Raw genomic sequence first — 18,358 nt, 5'->3', positions numbered from 1 at the left:
AAAAACCTCCACGCCACCGACGTCGCAATGACCTATCGCGCGGAACCGGCCGCCATTTGCGGATGGGCGTTTTTCGCGAATTCCAGGAAGTTGCCCTTCAATGCCGTCGCGACCAGTTCGGCCGTGTTGGCCGGACGCGCTGCCTCGGGCAGGGTCAGCACCTTCAGCTTGTTGCCGCCCACGCCCTTGATCGACCCGCGTGCTTCCGGCTTGTCGCCGAAATTGCGGAACATGAACGCGGAGCCGAAACGGTCGCCCCAGACGATGTCTTCGGTCAGGAAGTGCTGCAAGACGATCAGTTCCGAATAGCAGGGCGAGGTGGATGCCGCCCGGCGTGTCCGTATCTTCGTGACCGTCTTGCGGTCGAGCAGGTCCTGATGCTCGACGATCCGAGTGCCGGCCGGCAGCCCGAGCGCACGAACCGGGTCGGCATCGCGCAAGGCGGCAAGCTGCGCCGACGGTCCGACGAGACTTTCCATCGACCCGACGATCTCATCCTTCGAGGCCCGCCCGGTGATGTACCCGACCTTGTACGGAATTCCCCAAAAGGTTTCGGTCGGCCAGATGTGGAGTTCGCACTGCGAGGAATCGCCAACGGATGGCCTGGCGTCAGCCGAGCCGGCCGCAAGGGCCGCGATGGCTGCCGACAAGACGAAAAGACCGGTGCGTAACATTCATTCCCCCCCATGCGAGCGCCGAAAGCATCAGGCTTGCTCATGTGGCGACATTAAGGGGGCTCGTGGCAGCTTTCCAGCCAATTTCAATACGGTGTCGGGTGCAACAATACCGAATTGTTATTTAGGAATTTATACACACGTCGTCGCAAATGCCGTCACCACAAATGCTGGTGAGATCGAGGTCGTCGATCGCACCAAGTCGGATCCAATCCGGCTCGACTTCCGCTATGCATAGATGCAGTCTGAAGCAGGGGCGGAACGCCTTGCCGGCGAGCTGACGGCGCAAATCGCAGCTGTGGGAGGAACCGAAACCATGATCGCCGACGTCGTGTCCGTTCCGCGGGCGCCGATCGTCCTCAGCTTCGCCCACAACCTTTCGATAGCACTGGCCCTGTTCATCGCCGGGGCGATCGCGATATTTGTGGGGGACGCGCATGATCCGGCGCTTCATACCGTCCTCGACACAAGCGTCGCGCTGACCGGTGCGCTGGTTGCGCTGCTGTTGTGGGATATCAGCCGCCGCGTCGACCAGAGCTGGCCCTTATTGCTGGCGATTTCCTTTGCCTTCTTGTCGATCGCGGAGACGCTACACGTGATGGCCGTGCTCGGCTGGCTCGGCGGCGGGGTCGAGCTCGACGTTCGAATGCGCGCCGGAACATGGGGACCGGCTGCATATCTGCTGCCGCTCGGGGTGGGTGCCGCTCTATGGCTGCGCGATCGCCCACGCGCTTTTGCCTGGCTGTTCGCGTTGGGCTTGGTGGTGCTCGGCGGCGCATTGACCGCGTTTTTCCTTATCGTGCCGCGCTACACCGCGCCCGGTCTGCTTTGGATCACCCGGCCGACGCTCGCAGCGGTGCCCCTGTTATGGCTGGTGGTCGGTGCGGCATATTGGAAGCAGCGCGAAAAGTCCCAGATCGCTCACGCGATCGCCCTGTCCGCGACCGTGCTGCTTCTTGCTCATCTCGCCATGCTCTATTCGCGCTCGCCGAGTGACTCGATCGCGATGGTTGCCCATCTCGGCAAGGTCGTCGGCGACGTGCTGCTGCTGTTCAATCTGACGCAAATCGGTGCCGCCGATACCGTCCGGCGCCGGCTCGCGGAAGGCGAACTGCTCGCGCTCAATCGAGAATTGCGTTCCGAGCAGCAGCAAAGCCGTCAATTGATCGAAACCATCTTCGAGAACAGCCCAGCTGTGATCTATGTCAAGGATCTCGAAGGCCGCTACCTCATGGTCAATCAGCGCTATGCCGAGATTTTCGGCTTCGATCGAGCGGCAATCACCGGTAAGACAGATCACGAGCTCTTCCCCAAAAAAGAAGCGGACGCCTTCCGGGCGATGGACGGGCGTGTCGCGAATGCCGCGCAGGCGCTGACCGAGGAAGAAGTGGCGCCGCAGACCGATGGACCACATCATTATATTTCGGTGAAGTCGCCGCTCAGGGATCAATCGGGCCAAGTCTATGCGATATTCGGAATCTCGACCGACGTCACCGAGCAACGTCGCGCCGAGAATGCGCTACGGGCCAGCGAGCAGCGTAACCGTTTGACCGTCGAATCGGCACTCGACGCGGTGGTGACGATCGACGGCACCGGCTTGATTACCGGCTGGAACTCTCAGGCAGAGACGATCTTCGGGTGGCAGCAATCCGAAGTGCTGGGGCGTAGCGTCGATGGGATTATCATGCCCGAGCGGTTCCGCAGCGCCCACCGCGAAGGGCTCGCGCGTTATATTGCCACGGGCGAGACGAGCGTATTGAACAAGCGCATCGAGCTCGCGGCGCTTCGTCGCGGTGGCGAGGAATTTCCGATCGAGCTCTCGATCACGTCGATCGGCACCGACGACGCGCTCAGCTTCAGCGCCTTCGTCCGCGATATCACCGAGCGCAAGGTGGCTGAAACGAAACTCCAGACGCAGCGCGACCGACTGCACCTGCTCGAGCAGATCACGCGTGCGATCGGCCAGCGCCACGACGTGCAAAGCATCTTCCAGGTCGTCGTTCGAACGCTCGAGGATCGTCTTCCCGCCGACTTCGTCTGCATCTGCCGTTACGATCGCGTTGCGCATATGCTGACCGTCGCGAATGTCGGGGTCGGAAGCGAGCCGCTCGGTCGCGAACTCGGGATGATCGAGAAAGGCGAGGTTCCGATCGACAGAAACGGACTATCGCGCTGCGTCGCTGGCGAGCTGGTCTACGAGCCCGATTTGGCCGAGGTCGATTTCCCGTTTCCGGCGAGACTCGCGCGCGAAGGCCTCCGTTCGCTGGTGATCGCGCCACTCTCCATCGAGAACGAAGTGTTCGGCGTGCTCGTGGTCGCGCGCCTCAGCGCCGAGGCGTTTCTCAGTGCCGATTGCGAATTTCTCCGGCAATTGGGCGAACATGTCGCGCTTGCCGCGCACCAGACGCAGCTGCGTGACAGTCTGCAACGGGCCTATGACGACCTGAAGCAAACGCAGCAGGCGGTGTTGGAACAGGAACGGCTGCGTGCGATCGGGCAGATGGCGAGCGGGATCGCCCATGACATCAACAACGCCATTTCGCCGGTCGCTGTCTATACGCAGTCAATCATCGAACGCGAGCTCGCTCTGCCGCAGGAAGTGCGCGAGTATCTCGAGTTGGTCGGCAGGGTGACCAAGGACGTCGCCGCCACGGTCGGACGGATGCGCGATTTCTACCGGGGAGACGAGGACGTCGACCTCGCGCCGCTCGACTTGAATGAGTTGGTACCACAGGTAATTGAACTGACGCGCGCGCGATGGAGCGACATGCCCCAACAGCGCGGCACGGTGATCAAGGTGTCAAGCGAGCTCGATGCGGGTCTTCCCCAAGTGATGGGAAATGCCTCCGAACTCCGGGAAGCGTTGACCAATCTTGTTTTCAACGCAGTCGATGCGATGCCCGAAGGGGGTTCGCTCACGATCAAAACGTTCGTCGAGGCCAGGACCGAAAACCGACCCAGAGTGTGCCTGGAGGTCTGCGATACTGGCCTTGGGATGGGGGAAGAAATCCGCAGTCGCTGTCTGGACCCCTTTTTCACCACCAAGGGCGAGCGCGGCACGGGCCTGGGGCTCGCCATGGTGCAAGGCGTGGCGCTGCGCCACAGGGCCGAACTCAACATCGACAGCGCACCCGGGAAAGGGACGCGTATCCTTCTGGAGTTCGATGCGGTTCGCGATACGCAGCGGCCGCGCAAATCGACCAAAGGTCCAGCCGCCAACACACCGCGGCGTCTTCTGATCGTCGATGACGATCCCGCGGTCCTGACGTCGACTGTAACAGTCCTCAAGACCATGGGGCATGACGTCACCGCGGCTGACGGCGGGCAGGCCGGAATCGACACGTTACACGCCGCGCTTGCTGCCGGCGAGACGTTCGACGTGGTGATCACGGATCTCGGTATGCCTTATGTCGATGGCAACCAGGTCGCGCGCTCGGCCAAGGACTTGTTCCCCGCGACGCCGGTGGTGCTGCTGACTGGTTGGGGGCGGCGTCTCGCGATGGGAGGAAAAGCGCCGGCGCATGTCGATTTTCTGCTGCCAAAACCGCTTGATCTGGGCGAGTTGCGCGAAGTGTTGGCTCGGCTCGGTTAGCGCCATCGGGCTCTACGGTTGGGCGCGGTCGTACTATAAACGCCTGCAGCAAAATCGGATTATTATTTAAGGGCTATGCACACTTCACCAAAAATACCGCAACTAATGGCGATTCAATTACAACTCGGCATTTTGCTTCGATCGAAAAACGCTGACGTGTCTTGTGCAAGCCCCATGACCGTGACCCGGAAATCCGGGCCAGTTCAAACAGGCACGAAAATGCCTTTGGCACCGGCGATCGGGCGGACGAGCCTACCCGACCGGGCAGTAGCGAAACATCGCGGCGGCACCCTATCTCCCGTGCTCAGGAGATTTCCCATGACAACCTCATCGCCCCTCGCCGAGCTTTCCGCATCGATCGCCGACCTCGCCGCTGCCACCACGCCCTCGATCGTCGAAGTCCAGTCGCGCCATTCGCTGGCGAGCGGCTTCGTCTGGCGCGACGGGTTGGTCATCACGCCCGATGAGACGCTCGCCGATGAAGGGTCGATCGAGATCGAGGAGAGCGACGGCACGGTGCGCAGTGCGACCCTGATCGGGCGCGACGCGGCGACCGATATTGCCCTGCTCCGGGTCGAGGGTTTGAAGGCACCGGTGGCGGCGCTTGCCGACATGGCCGTCCGGCCCGGCGCGCTCGCCTTGATAGTCGCGGCGGCCGATAGCGCACCGTTGATCGCGTTCGGCGGCATCGCCGCGGTCGGCGCGGCCTGGCAATCGATGCGCGGCGGCACGATCGACGCCCGGATCGAACTGGATCTGCGGCTGCGGCGTCGCGCCGAGGGCGGGCTTGCGGTCGATGGCGCCGGCAGCGCTTTCGGCATGGCCGTGCGCGGCCCGCGTGGCCGGACCCTGGTCATCCCGGCGGCGACGATCGATCGCGTCGCCCGGCAATTGCTCGACCACGGCCGGGTCCAGATCGCCTATCTCGGCGTCGGTCTCAAGGATGTCCCGCTCGACGACGGTGGCCATGGCGCCATGGTGATGACGCTCGATCGCGAGAGCCCGGCGGCGCGCGCCGGCCTGCATCAGGGAGACATCATCCTGTCCTGGGCCGGCCAGCGACTGCCGCATGTCGGCGCGCTGCTGCGGACGCTGCGGGCGACACCGATCGGCACCGAGGTCGTGCTTGGCGTTCGGCGCGGGGGCGCGCCGCTGGAGGTGACGGTGACGATCGGGGATCGGCCGGACCGGTGAGCAGTCGCGATCCCGCGGCGGGCCTGCGTCTGGCGATCCAGGTCGATGACCCGACGCTCGCCGCCCGGCTCGCCGACATCCTGGGCCGGATCCCGGAATTGCGGATCGTGGGCGCCGACGAAGCGTCGGACCTGGTCCTCAGCGCGTCCGACGCGGGCGAGCACGGGTTCGACCTGACGCCGCGCGAGCGCGACGTGATCGCGTTGCTGGCCGAAGGTCTGTCCAACAAGGCGATCGGCCAGCGGCTCGGCATTTCCCCCGACACCGCCAAATTCCATGTCGGCCGGCTGATCGACAAGCTCGACGCGACGGGGCGCACGGATGCGGTGGCGCACGCGGCGCGGCGGGGGATCATCCATCTTTAGAAATCCGAGCCAGTTTAACAGGCACGAGAAAGCTCGAGCTGCGCTGGCTTCGAAGGCGATGGGCGGTGAAAGATGACTGCACAGCAGCTTTTGGGATGACAGTCCTAGCCGCGAACGGCCGCATCGAGAGCGCCTAGACGACGTTCGACGCAGAAACTTCCGACATAAGTCTCAACCTAGTGACCCCGATCGGCGATAATCGGGCAAGAAGCGGCTCGTGCGCCAGAAAGCGTCCAGCCCGAGCCGCGCCACCACGCTTTCGAAGCGCGGATCGGCGCGAATGAGGCGGGTTCCCGGCTCGAACAGCACCCGGCTGTCGCGCTGTTCCGGCGTAAATGCGTCAGCCGCGCCATAATGGTCGGCGACCAAATACCCCTTGCCGAAATATAGCGCCTCGACCACCGCGACGGCCTCATCGATGCGCCCAAGCGCAGCGAGCACCCGCACAGCTTCGGTCGCGGGGTAGATGCGCCGTTTGTGAGCCACCTGCCTTGCAGCGACTTTATCGGCCAGCGCGCTGTGGGGATCGCGGATCGCGCCGGCAATTCCCTCAAGTTCAGCGATCGTTTCGGCGTCGATGTAGCGTGGCCGTCCGATCGGCTGACGAATCATCTCCAAGGCACGGTCGACGCGGTCGCTGTAGAGGTAGATGCGCATCTGATTGGACCAGACGCGCGGCTGTGCAGGATAGAGCGAGGCAGCCTCATCGAGCGCTCGATCGAGCTCTTCAAGCAGACCTGCGCTCCAGAGCGCCTGGGTGTAATTTGCGAAGGTCTGGGGTTGGAAGGGCCGCCGCATCCGATCGTAAAGCGGAAGTGCGCTGCTCGCTTGCCCATTGAAGATTCTACACACCGCCGCGTATTCGAGCACTTCCTCCGTTGTGGGCGCGGTAGCAAGAGCGCGTTCAAGGTGGCGCTCGCGCTTGCTCCATGCACCAACCAGCGGCAGCGCCACGCCCAATGCGAGTTCGCCCAGTCCGTTGTCCGGCGCGATGTCGAGCGCATGGCGCGCCGCGGCCTCGGCATGAGCGCGCAAGCTAAGGCCGAGCGCGCGATCGCGGAAATGCGAGGCGACGGCATTCGCAAGGCCAAGCAACCCCCAGCCGTCCGCGTAACGCGGCGAGAGCGCGACGACTCTGCGCATCAGGGCAATCGCCTGGTCCTGGCCGTCGTCGCCGCTGGTCTCGAGCGCGTCACGGGCGCGCGTCACAAGTGCCTCGACCTCGGGAGGCTGGGCCGGCGTCGAAGCATGCGGACGCAGCCACAGCGCGCCGGCGCCCGCCAGGCCAGCGGCACCAAGCACCGCAGCGCCCGTCACCAATGCTCGTCGAGACGTGGTGCCGGTTGAAACAACGCTTTCAACGGCCGGCACCCCATCGCCCTCACCATCGCCAGCGAGCCAGAGAGCCAATTCGGATCGAAGCGCGTAAACGCTGCTCGTACCTCCGCCGGGAATACGGTGAACGGGTAGCCGCCGTTCCTTGGCCCAGCGCAGCGCGGTCGTGCGATCGCGGTTGAGGAAGTTGCCTATCGCCTTCCAGCCGTCAAGCCGATCTTCCTGCATTAGACCTACTCCGCGCGCCTCACATTTCCTCAACTTGCAACAATTTGCAACGCGACGCGGCAGAGTGGCGAGTGATTATGTCGTTTCAGGATCAACACACGAACAGGCGTTAGCCGATTCTCGGATGGGGAGTTGTGATGCTGTCACCTCCACAATACATGCAGCGGTATCGGGAAATTATAGTCTCGAGCGCTAGCGGCGCTTGGAATCCGGCGACAATTTCAGTTGATCGCTACTTGCTGAATACGCCCGCTAGACAGCAAGGCATCATGAACGAGCGCGCCAAGCTGGCGCGTAAGGTCTTGAAGGATTTATCAATCCTCAGAGCAGCCGACCCGGCGGCGGGAATATCGGTCTCGGTGGACAGCGGCTCGGGCGCGGAGCGCAGGACCTTCGCAACGTTCACGACCAACGCGACGGATCAGCTTTGGGCATTGCTGCGCTATCCGTTCGTCGGCAAGGGCTCGCCGGAGGCAGTCTCGATCGTGCTCCAGCTGGCCGCGGTCGATCTTCCGGGCAGCCCGGCAATTGTTTCGCCGGAAAACTTCCAATCGTATTGCGACACCTGGCTTGGCCTCGACTGCAACGGCCTTGTCGGAAACTATCTTCGTCACGTCTTGTACGGGGTCGCTTGGGACGACGTCAATTCGACCAACGAGATCGGGCCGGATAGCGACATTTCGATAATCTGGAATCGGTTCTCGGGCACGGAATATAAGCACGTCGGCGACGTCGATCCCGCTCAACTAATTCTGGTCGTGCTCGTCGATGAACACGGCAAAGTGAAGCCGGGCGGAAGCAGCGGCTATGGCCATATCCTGCTGTCCGGTCCCGGCGAAAGCACGTCGATAGACGGCTTGAAGAACAAGCTGGGGATCGATCAGGCCCCTGCGATTTGCACCATAGAGTCGACGCACGCGGTCCACCAGCCTGAGGGTAAGGACGGATTGTTTCGAGGATGGTCGGCCTATGCGGAGAACAGCGCGCAGGCCGGCGTGTTCCGCTTGTTACGCGGGGTGGTCGGGCCGGCCATCCCGGTTCGGATGAAAGGCATGAATTGGAGTGGATGAGTTCAACCTAAGGAGAATAAAATGGCAGATTTAACAATTCCCGGCGTGGTCAAGACCTGGACGATCGGCAGCGGCTCCGGCAACATCCGTTCATCCAACAGTTATTCGGACAACAGCGGATACACGATGTATAGCTCTCCGAATAAAGAATATCTGACGTATAAGCATCAAGATTGGGGAATTAACCTGGGGTTTGTTGGCGATTCGAATCGACGCACGGGACATTTCCGTACACCCGATAATGCCGAGCGCGACATTTTATCCGGCGAACTGGTAGCTTTCGCGGTCGGTGGCGAGGAAAAGCAGTTCCTATTCTACTCGCATCGCGACTACGGTATAAACTTGAATTGGTCGAAAACTCCGGTGTTTCAGTGGCGCTTGTTTCGCGAAGACGACCAGCTGGGCGTGCCGATTCAACTTGGTTCAGTTGTTGCGATTATGAACGAACAAGCTGACGATTCCGATCCGGATTTCTTTATCTATCACAAAAGAACGGTTGGCGGTCAGATTGGCTGGCCGAGCACCCCCGGGTTTTGGGATAATGTTTGGGACGTCGCCAAAGGAAAAGCGGGCAAATATGCCCGCGACGCGGCAAAAGCCTACTTCGCCTCTTGATGAAGCTCGTCAGTATGCGGTTCGGCAGATACTTATGGCGTCGGAAGCCGAGCCGGTTGCGATGACGGTTTGCCAGGTATCGGGAGAGTTCCGGGGCGCGGCACGGCTGGCGTCCCGGAACCGGCGACCTGGGCGATACTGATGCTTGGAGACCCGTGCCGGTTTAAACGGGCACGAGAAAGCTTCATCTTCACCTGGAATAGCAGCCGTCGACCCGATTGCGGACATCTGCCCTTTGCTCCAAACCCGCCGGATGAAGATAGCCGCTCTGCTCTCCGCGCTGTTCGCGCTTCTGGTCTGCGCACCTCCAACGTTCGCCCAAACGAGCGCGGTTTCGTCGCCCGAAGATCGGCGACGTTTCGTGACCGTCGTGCAGAATCTCGAACGCGCTCCGCTGGATCCAGGCCTGCAGAGCGATCGGAGATGGGCGATTCAGTGGCTGACGGATGCGCCGGATGTGTCGGTAACCGTATGCGCGGACCCGATCGGGGGCGTCTCCGAAAAGGGCTATGTGCATAATCCGGAAATCGTCGTTCAGTACATGCTCGGCATGGCCGCTTTCGTCATCGAGAATCCGAGCAAGTCGAATGATCCGGACGCACTGCAATTGGCGGGGGTAGAGAGCGCGCTGAATGCCTATCGATCGATGCGCGTGGCTCAGCCGAATGACAGATCACCGAAGCTCGATGAACTGTTGGGCATGAAAAGCCGCGGCGAACTACCCGGCTTTGTGCGCAAAGCATTTCTGCGCTGCTTAGCGAAAAAGCGCTAGGCAGATACGGGACAGTTTAAACGGGCACGAAAAGCTCCCCATTGAGGCAACGCAAACCAAGTCTTGTCTGAGCCCAGACCATTAGCCCCATTCTGGTAGCGTTTGTGATCGACGGCGTCGGCGGACGGTGGCAATTTATCGCCTCCATAAGGAGGGGCCTATGCGTATCGTATTTGGTATCGCTTTACTCTGCGTAGCGACGCCGTCATTTGCTGGCACATATCACTGGGCGAACGGGAAGTCCCCGCAAGCTGCTTGCGGCGAAGCAAACGCCGCCGCCAAGAAGCGAGCAAAAAGGATTCACACCTGCGTCACAACCAAATGCATTCCGGGCACCGAGACTGTTTCAGTCGGCGGCCCACTGGGGTTCCGGGGCTACGCAGTCAGCGCTAACCATCGTGGCAGCTGCTAACTGACTTCTTGGTTATCCAGCGGCAAGCGGAGCGCCCGGTAGCGAACCACCCCCGCTACACTTCGGTGGCGGTCGGGAGATTCGTGCCAGTTTAAACCGTCACGAAAAAGCCCGCCGCGCCATCAGGCGCTGCGGGCTCTTTCAGTCCTATGGAAAGGGTTGGTGGAGCCGAGGGGGATCGAACCCCTGACCTCTGCAATGCCATTGCAGCGCTCTCCCAGCTGAGCTACGGCCCCACACTTTCCGGGAAGGAAGGCGCCCCTAACCGGACGGCGCCCCTTTGACAAGCGGGGGTTAGCCCGCTTGCCTTAAAAAATTGCGTCGATCAGTTCTCGTCTTCGTTGCCGCCGGTCTCGACACCGAGATCGTCGTCACCGCCCAGATCGACTTCATCATCGGCCGAAGGCTCGCCTTCGTCCTCGATGCCGATCTCCAGATCGTCACCCTCGAGATCCGAATCGTCCTTTTCGGGCTTCTCGGCCTTGACCACCTCGAACGGCAGCGGCTGCTTCGACTTCAGGATCGGCTCGGGCGCCCAGGCGGTGTTGCAATTGATGCAGGTCACCGGGTCGTCCTTGCCGAGATCGTAAAAGCGCGTTGCGCATTTCGGGCACGTACGCTTCGTGCCCCATTCCGGCTTAACCATGCCGATTTGTACCTTTCGATTTAATGCAAATTTCGGGGATCGACCCCTAAAGTGGCGCGCGCCTTGCCATAGCGCAAGGTGGCTGTCAAAGCCCGCGACCGATGTCGCATGCTGCTCCCAAACCTCTCCTGATCGAATCGTCCGCCGGCCTGACCGGCCGCGTCACCGTGCCTGGCGACAAGTCGATCAGCCATCGCTCGCTGATGTTGTCCAGCCTGGCGGTCGGCGAAAGCCGGATCGAAGGACTGCTGGAAGGCGAGGACGTGCTGGCGACCGCCGCCGCGATGCGGGCGATGGGCGCCACTATTGAGCGCAACGACGACGGGATCTGGCGCGTCTGGGGTGTCGGAGTCGGCGGATTGCTGCAGCCGGCGGGCGCGCTCGACATGGGCAATTCGGGGACGTCGACGCGGCTGCTCGCCGGGCTGGTCGCCAGCCATGCGATCACCGCGACGTTCATCGGCGACGCCTCGCTCAGCAAGCGGCCGATGGGGCGGGTGATCGACCCGCTGTCGCTGATGGGGGCGGACTTCACGTCGAGCCGAGGCGGCCGCCTGCCGATGATGGTGCGCGGCATCTGCCCGGCGGTGCCGATCGACTATACGCTCCCGGTCGCCTCGGCCCAGGTCAAGTCGGCGGTGATCCTGGCCGGGCTCAACACGCCGGGGATCACGCGGGTGATCGAGCCGGTGCCGACGCGCGATCATAGCGAGCGGATGCTGGCCGGGTTCGGCGCCAATCTGACGGTCGAGGCGAGCAACAGGGGGCGCGTGATCTCGGTCCATGGCGAGGCCGAATTGAAGCCGCAGCAGATCGTCGTGCCGGGCGATCCCAGCTCGGCGGCGTTCTGGGCCGTCGCGGCGTCGATCGTGCCCGGCAGCGAAGTGACGATCGCCAATGTCGGGCTGAACCCGACGCGTGCGGGCATCTTCACCGCGCTCCGGATGATGGGCGCCGACATCACCGAGGTCGATGCGCGGACCGTCGGCGGCGAGCCGGTCGCCGATCTGATCGTGCGCCACGCCGCGCTGACGGCGATCGACGTGCCGCCCGATCTCGCGCCGAGCATGATCGACGAATATCCGGTGCTGTTCGTCGCCGCGGCTTTGGCCGAGGGGCGCACCGTCGCGCGCGGCGCGCACGAATTGCGCGTCAAGGAATCCGACCGCATCGCCGCGATGGCGGCGGCGCTCGAGGCGTGCGGCGTCAGCGTCGAGGAATTTGACGACGGCCTGGCGATTACCGGCAGCGGCGGCGAGCCGATCCCCGGCGGCGCGACGATCGCGTCGCTGCTCGACCATCGCATTGCGATGGCGATGACGGTGGCTGGGCTGGTCGCACGGCGGCCGATCACGATCGACGACGTCGCCCCGGTCGCGACGAGCTATCCGGTGTTCTTCGACACGCTAGTGTATCTGACGGGCCGGGCATGAGCCGCATGTTCGGCCGCCGCGAGCTGCTCGCCGGTGGCCTCGCGCTCGGTGCCAGCTTCGCCCTCCCCCGCTTGCTGTTCGCGCGCAAGGCGGACGGCTATCCGGCGCCTGATCTCGAGAAAATGGTCCCGGTCGAAGGCGGGCGCGTCTATGTCCGCGTCAACGGCAGACTGAGCGGCGCGAAGCCCCCGATCGTCATGCTGCATGGCGGCCCGGGCGGCGATCATGAGCATTTCATGCCCGCGGTCGCGCTGGCCGACGAGCGCGCGGTGATCCTCTACGACCAACTCGACAGCGGGCAGTCGGACCGGCCCAACGATGCGAAGAATTGGCGGGTAGACCGCTTCGTCGATGAGATCGAGCTGGTCAGGAAAGCGCTCGGCGTCGATCGCTGGCACCTGCTCGGGCATAGCTGGGGCGGCACGCTCGCGCTCGAATATGGTGCGCGGCGGCCGGCGGCGTTGCGTGGGCTGGCGATGGCCAGTCCTTTGGTCTCGACCAAGAGCTGGATCGCCGACGCCAATGCCTTGCGGGCGACCTTGCCGGCGGCGGTGCAGGCGCAGATCGCGAGTTGCGACACCGGGCCCAGCCGGGGTTGCGATGATGGCGTCAACGCCTTTTACCGCGCGTTCAACGGCCGCGAGCCGGCCAAGCCCGCGGCGATCGCTTATGCCGGCGCGCATCCCAATGGCTTCAATCCCAAGCTCTACAATGCGATGTGGGGGCCGAGCGAATTCGCCTGCACCGGCAGCCTCAAGGATTATGACGGCGAGCCGTTGCTGGCCAGGCTCGATGGGCGGCGCACGATCTTCCTGGGCGGGCAATATGATGAAGCGCGCCCGACCACTTTGGCGGGGTTTGCCGCGCGCGTGCCGGGCGCCGAATATGGCACCATCCCCGGATCGGCGCATGGTATCTTCGCTGATCGGACGCTGGAAACGGTCGCATTGATCCGCGGCTGGCTGGCGCGACAGGACGCTAAGTCCTAGAGGGTCGCGATGGAGTTTAGCGTATGATCATCGCCGTGGACGGTCCCGCCGCCAGCGGCAAGGGCACCGTCGCCCGCGCCCTGGCAAAACATTATCGCCTGCCGCACCTCGATACCGGCCTGCTGTACCGCGCGGTCGCCGAGAATGTGCATCGCCTCGACCTCGATCCGACCAAGGAGGCCGATGCCGTTGCGGCGAGCAATTTCGACGACAGCCTGCTCGACGACCCCGTGTTGCGCAGCGACGAAGCGGGGCAGCGTGCCTCGATCGTCTCGGCGCACCCGCTGATCCGGGCGGCGTTGCTGCAGCGCCAGCGCAAGTTCGCGCAGCAAGAAGGCGGCGCGGTGCTCGATGGGCGCGACATCGGCACGGTGATCGCACCCGACGCCGACGCCAAATTGTTCGTCAAGGCGACGCCGCAGATCCGCGCGCGGCGGCGGCATGCCGAACTGAGAGAGCGCGGCAGCACGCTCAGCTTCGACAAGGTGCTGGCCGATATCCGCGTGCGCGACCAGCGCGACATGGGCCGCGACGCCGCCCCGCTGGTGATGGCGGCCGACGCCGGCATCCTCGACACCAGTTTCCTGTCGATCGAAGCCGCGGTGAAGCGCGCGATCGAGCTGGTCGAGCGGCAGTTGCGGCTGAAGGCGGCGAACGGGTAGCGTCGGTCTAAATCCTCCCCGTTTACGGGGAGGGGGACCGCTCGCGTAGCGAGTGGTGGAGGGGGTCCTCCTCATCTACATCGCTTGGGGCTCGCCCCCTCCACCAAGCCGCTGCGCGTCTTGGTCCCCCTCCCCGTGAACGGGGAGGATTGAGTTTCGCCCCATCATATAAAGATTTCTTTATATCCCGCTTGACCCGACTCGTTCGGCGCAGGATAAGGCGTGTGTCGAGGTTCTTCGGACGGGTTCGCCCGCGTCGAAGCTAAGACGGGAAGCCGGTGCGGTCCTTCGGGGTCAAGGCCGGCGCTGCCCCCGCAACTGTAAGCGGCGAGCGGCGGTCGATGAGTGTCACTGGGGGCGTCCAATCCCCTGGGAAGGCCGGACCGGCGTGTTGACCCGTGAGCCAGGAGACCTGCCTCCGACGCGATAACGTCCACCGGCGGGGTGTCCGGGCTGGCCGCTTGCATCCCGCGGTCGGCCCCGTGTCGCCCGTGCGTGCTCGTGTCTGGTCTCTGCCTCCGCCTTTCATCGGGGTATGAAGACCATGACCGTCACTGTTGCCACACTCGGATTCCCGCGCATCGGGCCGCGCCGCGAGCTGAAGTTCGCGCTCGAATCCTTCTGGTCGGGCCAATCGTCCGAGGCCGATCTGCTCGAAGCCGCCGCCGGGCTGCGCACCGCCGCCTGGGCGCGGCAGCGGGCGCTTGGCGCCGACTGGCTGCCGTCGAACGATTTCTCGCTCTACGACCATGTCCTCGACACCAGCCTGATGCTGGGCGCGATCCCCGAACGCTATGGCAAGGCGGCGGGCGATTCCGACCTCGCCACCTATTTCGCGATGGCGCGTGGAACGACCGGCGAGGATGCCGGCTGCGGGCATGGGCACGGTAGCCTCACCGCGTGCGAGATGACCAAATGGTTCGACACTAATTACCATTATATGGTCCCCGAGCTGGTCGCCGGGCAGAAGCTCGCGCTGAGCTCGGCCAAGATCGTCGACGACTATCGCGAGGCCAAGGCGCAGGGGTTCGAGACGCGTCCCGTTCTGCTCGGACCGATCACCTGGCTGAGCCTCGCCAAGGGCCGCGGGGTCGATCCGTTCGACTATCTCGACGAGGTGCTGGGGCTCTATTCGGCCGTGCTGACCCAGCTCGGCCAGGCCGGCGCCGAATGGGTGCAGATCGACGAGCCGGTGCTCGTGCTCGACCTGAGCGAACGCCAGCGCAACGCGATCACCCGCGCTTATGCCAAGCTGCCGCGCGCCGGCGTCAAGCTGATGCTCGCGACCTATTTCGGCGGGCTCGAGGACAATATCGACCTCGCGATCCATTTGCCGGTCGCCGGGCTCCACATCGACCTCGTCCGCGCGCCGCAACAGCTCGATGCGGTACTGGCCAAGGCGCCCAAGTCGCTATTGCTCTCGCTCGGCGTGATCGACGGGCGCAACGTCTGGCGCGCCGATCTCGCCGCGTTGCTCGACCGGCTCGAGCCGATCGCCGCGAAGCGCGACATCGTCCTTGCCCCGTCCTGCTCGTTGCTCCACACCCCGGTCGACCTCGCGCTCGAACGCAAGATCGATCCGGAAATCGCGCAATGGCTGGCCTTCGCTGTCCAAAAGGTCGGCGAGCTCGCGACGCTGAAGCGTGCGCTCAATGAAGGCCGTGACAGCGTCGCCGACGATCTGGCGGCATCGAGCGCTGCGGCGGCGGCGCGCAAGACTTCGCCGCGGATCCACAATGAAGCGGTGGCCGAGCGGCTGGCGGCGATCACGCCGGGCGATCGCGCGCGACAATCCCCCTACCCCGTTCGCGGCGCGGCACAGGCGGAGGCGCTCGACCTGCCGGCTTTCCCGACCACCACGATCGGATCGTTCCCGCAGACGGCCGAGGTGCGCCGCGCCCGCGCCGATCACAATCGCGGCACGCTCGACGACACGGCGTACGAACACTTCCTCCGCGAGGAGACCGAGCGCGCGATCCGTTGGCAGGAGGAAGCCGGGCTCGACATGCTCGTCCATGGCGAGTTCGAGCGCAACGACATGGTGCAATATTTCGGCGAGCAATTGTCGGGCTTCGCCTTCACCGTCAGCGGCTGGGTCCAGTCCTATGGCTCGCGTTGCGTGCGGCCGCCGATCCTGTTCGGCGACGTGTCGCGGCCCAAGCCGATGACGGTCGACTGGTGGCGCTATGCCCAGAGCCTGACGGACAGGCCGATGAAGGGCATGCTGACCGGTCCGGTGACGATCCTCAACTGGTCGTTCGTCCGCGACGATCAGCCGCGCGAGGCATCGTGCCGCCAGATCGCACTGGCGATCCGTGACGAGGTTGTCGACCTGGAGAAAGCCGGCGCCAAGGCGATCCAGATCGACGAAGCGGCGCTACGCGAGGGTCTGCCGCTGCGCCGGCGCGACTGGCAGCCTTATCTGGATTGGGCAGTCGATTGCTTCCGGCTGTCCGCCGCCGGGGTCGCCGACGCGACGCAGATCCACACGCACATGTGCTATTCGGAGTTCAACGACATCCTGCCGTCGATCGGTGCGATGGACACCGATGTGATCTCGATCGAGACCGCGCGGTCGCAGATGGAATTGCTCGAAGGCTTTGCGCGCTATCGCTATCCGAGCGCGATCGGGCCGGGCGTCTATGACATCCACGCCCCGCGCGTGCCGACGGTTGAGGAGATGGTCGCGCTGATGCGGCTGGCGCAGGATCACCTCCGTCCCGAGCAATTGTGGGTGAACCCCGATTGCGGCCTGAAGACGCGCAAATGGGAGGAAGTGAAGCCGGCGATCGACGCGATGGTCGCGGCCGCGCGCGAATTGCGCGTCCGCGTGGTGGAACCGGCCTGATGTCGGGTGTCGTCCGCCTCATCGACATGGTGTTCCCGGGCGACACCAACCATCACGGCACATTGTTTGGCGGGGTGGCGCTCGCGCACATGGACAAGGTGGCGTTCCTCGCCGCCTCGCGCCATGGCCGGGCGCCCTTCGTCACCGCCGCCTCAGAACGGATCGACTTCACCGCGCTGGCGCTGAAGGGAGAACTGATCGAGGCCGCAGAATGCTCGATCCCCTTGATCTCGACTATTTTAACGCAACAAAGGATCGTTGAGCGTAACAGGGCCAGCTTCTACACTGCGTGACAGCGGAACAGCTGCGATATCCACAAGCATGATCGGTTGATAGCCAGGCGCAAATAGAACTAATTCGCGTGTCTCTTGATAATCGTCGCACGAAAGTTGGAAAACAAGCCTCCGATAAGGCCAGGTTCTGATGGATGGTGCCTCGATGGATTCTCCGGCCAAGATAATATCATCAGTCGCCGCCCAATCTCGCTCGATTAGCAAGATCTCTTCGATCTCGCCCGCCTGTATCAAGGCGCTTTCGTATATCATTTTGCGTTCGGACAATGGCGTCCAATGCGGCGGCGGCCGCCCCCAACCGGAAGCCATATTCCCATTCTGCATATAGACTCTCACGTTCGCCAATCGCCGGTTCGCGGCAATCGCTAGCCCCGTGCGCACGATTTGAGGGGCGCGCGTCGAAGTTTCCCCTACCAACCTGAAAAACGTTCGCAGAACTTGATCGCCCGGCCGACTGCCTCCGTTTGCAAACTTATCAAACGCTTCTTCGTATTCTCTATTCGGATTTGTAATTCGATCCATTTCGATACGAAGACGCGGATAATCGAGAGAGCCATCTGCCAATTTACAAGCCTCTAACGCGCGGTTCACTTCGCTAGCTCGCTCAGTCGGAATTTGCGCAACTATCGATTTCGGTGATCGTAGCAGACGGAGCGCGTGAGCGGTAAGCGCAGCCGTAGTTGCAAGAGCCAACAACGTGACCACCGAAGAAGCGAAGCCAAGGAGCACGATCTGCTGCCAAGTCATTGCGCCGGTCCATTGCGGCACGCGACTAAGCAGCCAGCCTAGAAGGCCGCCAAATACGGTTGCGACGCCCAACCAGTTAGCGAGCGCTGCCACCGTCGGATGATGAAAAAATCGACTGAACAAGCGGCTTCCTCCTTCTACGCTCCGGCTCGTCCCGAACTCACCGGTACGCTAGAGAAACGATCTATTACAACTAGCCAGGTCAAAAGGGGACGTCACGATCACGGCTGACCCGCGCTCAGGTCGTCTCGTCGCAAGGTTCTTACGGGCCGCATGCGGTGGCTTGTCTTGGAGGGCCTAAATGGCTATGAGCCCGCCCGTCCGGCGAGCAGGTTCTCGCGGAGGAAGGCGCGGAGGTACCCTCTGGCGCCCTTTTCGCATTTTAGCGTTGAGCCCATCCTCCGCAGCGTCTGCCCAGCGGATGCCGCGTCGGCGTTCGGCCGCCGCGGCGTTTTGGCCAAGACCACCGGAGACAACCGGTTG

General features: G+C 63.4%; 15 protein-coding genes, 1 tRNA gene and 1 riboswitch. Of the genes, 11 read left to right on the top strand and 5 right to left on the bottom strand.

Annotation, left to right across the window (positions count from 1 at the left end):
* Positions 1 to 32: 32 nt before the first annotated feature.
* Positions 33 to 674 carry a hypothetical protein gene (locus AC1DQQ_RS16775; protein WP_478045898.1) on the bottom strand — a complete coding sequence of 214 codons (642 nt, stop codon included), beginning with the start codon at positions 672 to 674 and terminating at the stop codon, positions 33 to 35.
* Positions 675 to 990: 316 nt separating this feature from the next.
* Between AC1DQQ_RS16775 and AC1DQQ_RS16770 the strand changes: the two genes are divergently transcribed.
* The 3 genes from AC1DQQ_RS16770 (at position 991) to AC1DQQ_RS16760 (ending at position 5,825) form a co-directional block, all read left to right on the top strand.
* Positions 991 to 4,266: a PAS domain S-box protein gene (locus tag AC1DQQ_RS16770; protein WP_478045897.1), complete on the top strand. Its 3,276-nt coding sequence runs from the start codon at positions 991 to 993 to the stop codon at positions 4,264 to 4,266.
* A gap of 318 nt (positions 4,267 to 4,584) precedes the next feature.
* Positions 4,585 to 5,460 (top strand): S1C family serine protease, encoded by an 876-nt coding sequence (locus AC1DQQ_RS16765; protein ID WP_478045896.1) that lies wholly within the window; start codon positions 4,585 to 4,587, stop codon positions 5,458 to 5,460.
* A complete protein-coding gene (locus tag AC1DQQ_RS16760) occupies positions 5,457 to 5,825 on the top strand; it encodes a response regulator transcription factor (RefSeq protein ID WP_478045894.1) in 369 nt (122 codons plus the stop codon). Before AC1DQQ_RS16765 ends, AC1DQQ_RS16760 begins: the two co-directional genes overlap by 4 nt.
* Before the next feature lie 171 nt (positions 5,826 to 5,996).
* Here AC1DQQ_RS16760 and AC1DQQ_RS16755 read toward each other — a convergent pair whose 3' ends face one another.
* Positions 5,997 to 7,235, bottom strand: coding sequence for a tetratricopeptide repeat protein (locus AC1DQQ_RS16755; protein WP_478045892.1), 1,239 nt, complete (start codon positions 7,233 to 7,235; stop codon positions 5,997 to 5,999).
* 422 nt (positions 7,236 to 7,657) lie between these two features.
* On the opposite strand from AC1DQQ_RS16755, the gene AC1DQQ_RS16750 reads away from it, so the two are divergent.
* The 3 genes from AC1DQQ_RS16750 to AC1DQQ_RS16740 all read left to right on the top strand — a co-directional run bounded on the left by AC1DQQ_RS16750 (position 7,658) and on the right by AC1DQQ_RS16740 (position 9,845).
* A complete protein-coding gene (locus AC1DQQ_RS16750; protein ID WP_478042157.1) occupies positions 7,658 to 8,458 on the top strand; it encodes a hypothetical protein in 801 nt (266 codons plus the stop codon).
* A gap of 21 nt (positions 8,459 to 8,479) precedes the next feature.
* Positions 8,480 to 9,073, top strand: coding sequence for a hypothetical protein (locus tag AC1DQQ_RS16745; RefSeq protein ID WP_478045891.1), 594 nt, complete (start codon positions 8,480 to 8,482; stop codon positions 9,071 to 9,073).
* Positions 9,074 to 9,218: 145 nt separating this feature from the next.
* Complete coding sequence (locus AC1DQQ_RS16740; RefSeq protein ID WP_478045889.1) at positions 9,219 to 9,845, top strand: hypothetical protein; 627 nt, start codon at positions 9,219 to 9,221, stop codon at positions 9,843 to 9,845.
* Positions 9,846 to 10,417: 572 nt separating this feature from the next.
* On the opposite strand, the gene AC1DQQ_RS16735 is transcribed toward AC1DQQ_RS16740, so the two are convergent.
* Positions 10,418 to 10,493 (bottom strand) — tRNA-Ala (locus AC1DQQ_RS16735).
* Between the two features lie 89 nt (positions 10,494 to 10,582).
* Positions 10,583 to 10,903, bottom strand: coding sequence for a TIGR02300 family protein (locus AC1DQQ_RS16730; protein ID WP_066817326.1), 321 nt, complete (start codon positions 10,901 to 10,903; stop codon positions 10,583 to 10,585).
* A 101-nt stretch (positions 10,904 to 11,004) separates the two neighbouring features.
* Here AC1DQQ_RS16730 and aroA point away from each other — a divergent pair, with 101 nt between their 5' ends.
* The 5 genes from aroA to AC1DQQ_RS16705 all read left to right on the top strand — a co-directional run bounded on the left by aroA (position 11,005) and on the right by AC1DQQ_RS16705 (position 17,128).
* Complete coding sequence (aroA, locus tag AC1DQQ_RS16725; RefSeq protein ID WP_478045887.1) at positions 11,005 to 12,336, top strand: 3-phosphoshikimate 1-carboxyvinyltransferase; 1,332 nt, start codon at positions 11,005 to 11,007, stop codon at positions 12,334 to 12,336.
* Positions 12,333 to 13,325 (top strand): proline iminopeptidase-family hydrolase, encoded by a 993-nt coding sequence (locus AC1DQQ_RS16720; protein ID WP_478045885.1) that lies wholly within the window; start codon positions 12,333 to 12,335, stop codon positions 13,323 to 13,325. Before aroA ends, AC1DQQ_RS16720 begins: the two co-directional genes overlap by 4 nt.
* Positions 13,326 to 13,348: 23 nt before the next feature.
* Positions 13,349 to 13,987: a (d)CMP kinase gene (cmk, locus tag AC1DQQ_RS16715; protein ID WP_478042152.1), complete on the top strand. Its 639-nt coding sequence runs from the start codon at positions 13,349 to 13,351 to the stop codon at positions 13,985 to 13,987.
* 214 nt (positions 13,988 to 14,201) lie between these two features.
* A riboswitch (cobalamin riboswitch) is annotated at positions 14,202 to 14,421 on the top strand.
* Positions 14,422 to 14,531: 110 nt separating this feature from the next.
* A complete protein-coding gene (gene metE, locus AC1DQQ_RS16710; protein ID WP_478045883.1) occupies positions 14,532 to 16,835 on the top strand; it encodes a 5-methyltetrahydropteroyltriglutamate--homocysteine S-methyltransferase in 2,304 nt (767 codons plus the stop codon).
* A complete protein-coding gene (locus AC1DQQ_RS16705) occupies positions 16,835 to 17,128 on the top strand; it encodes an acyl-CoA thioesterase (RefSeq protein ID WP_478045881.1) in 294 nt (97 codons plus the stop codon). Before metE ends, AC1DQQ_RS16705 begins: the two co-directional genes overlap by 1 nt.
* Here the strand turns inward: AC1DQQ_RS16705 and AC1DQQ_RS16700 are convergent.
* The gene (locus AC1DQQ_RS16700; protein ID WP_478045880.1) at positions 17,075 to 17,998 is read right to left on the bottom strand and encodes a hypothetical protein; all 924 of its coding nucleotides are present in this window, start codon (positions 17,996 to 17,998) and stop codon (positions 17,075 to 17,077) included. The genes AC1DQQ_RS16705 and AC1DQQ_RS16700 overlap by 54 nt on opposite strands.
* Positions 17,999 to 18,358 lie beyond the last annotated feature (360 nt).

The organism is Sphingomonas sp. P4_G3 (assembly GCF_056401105.1).
This window is presented reverse-complemented; position numbering and strand designations above follow the sequence as displayed.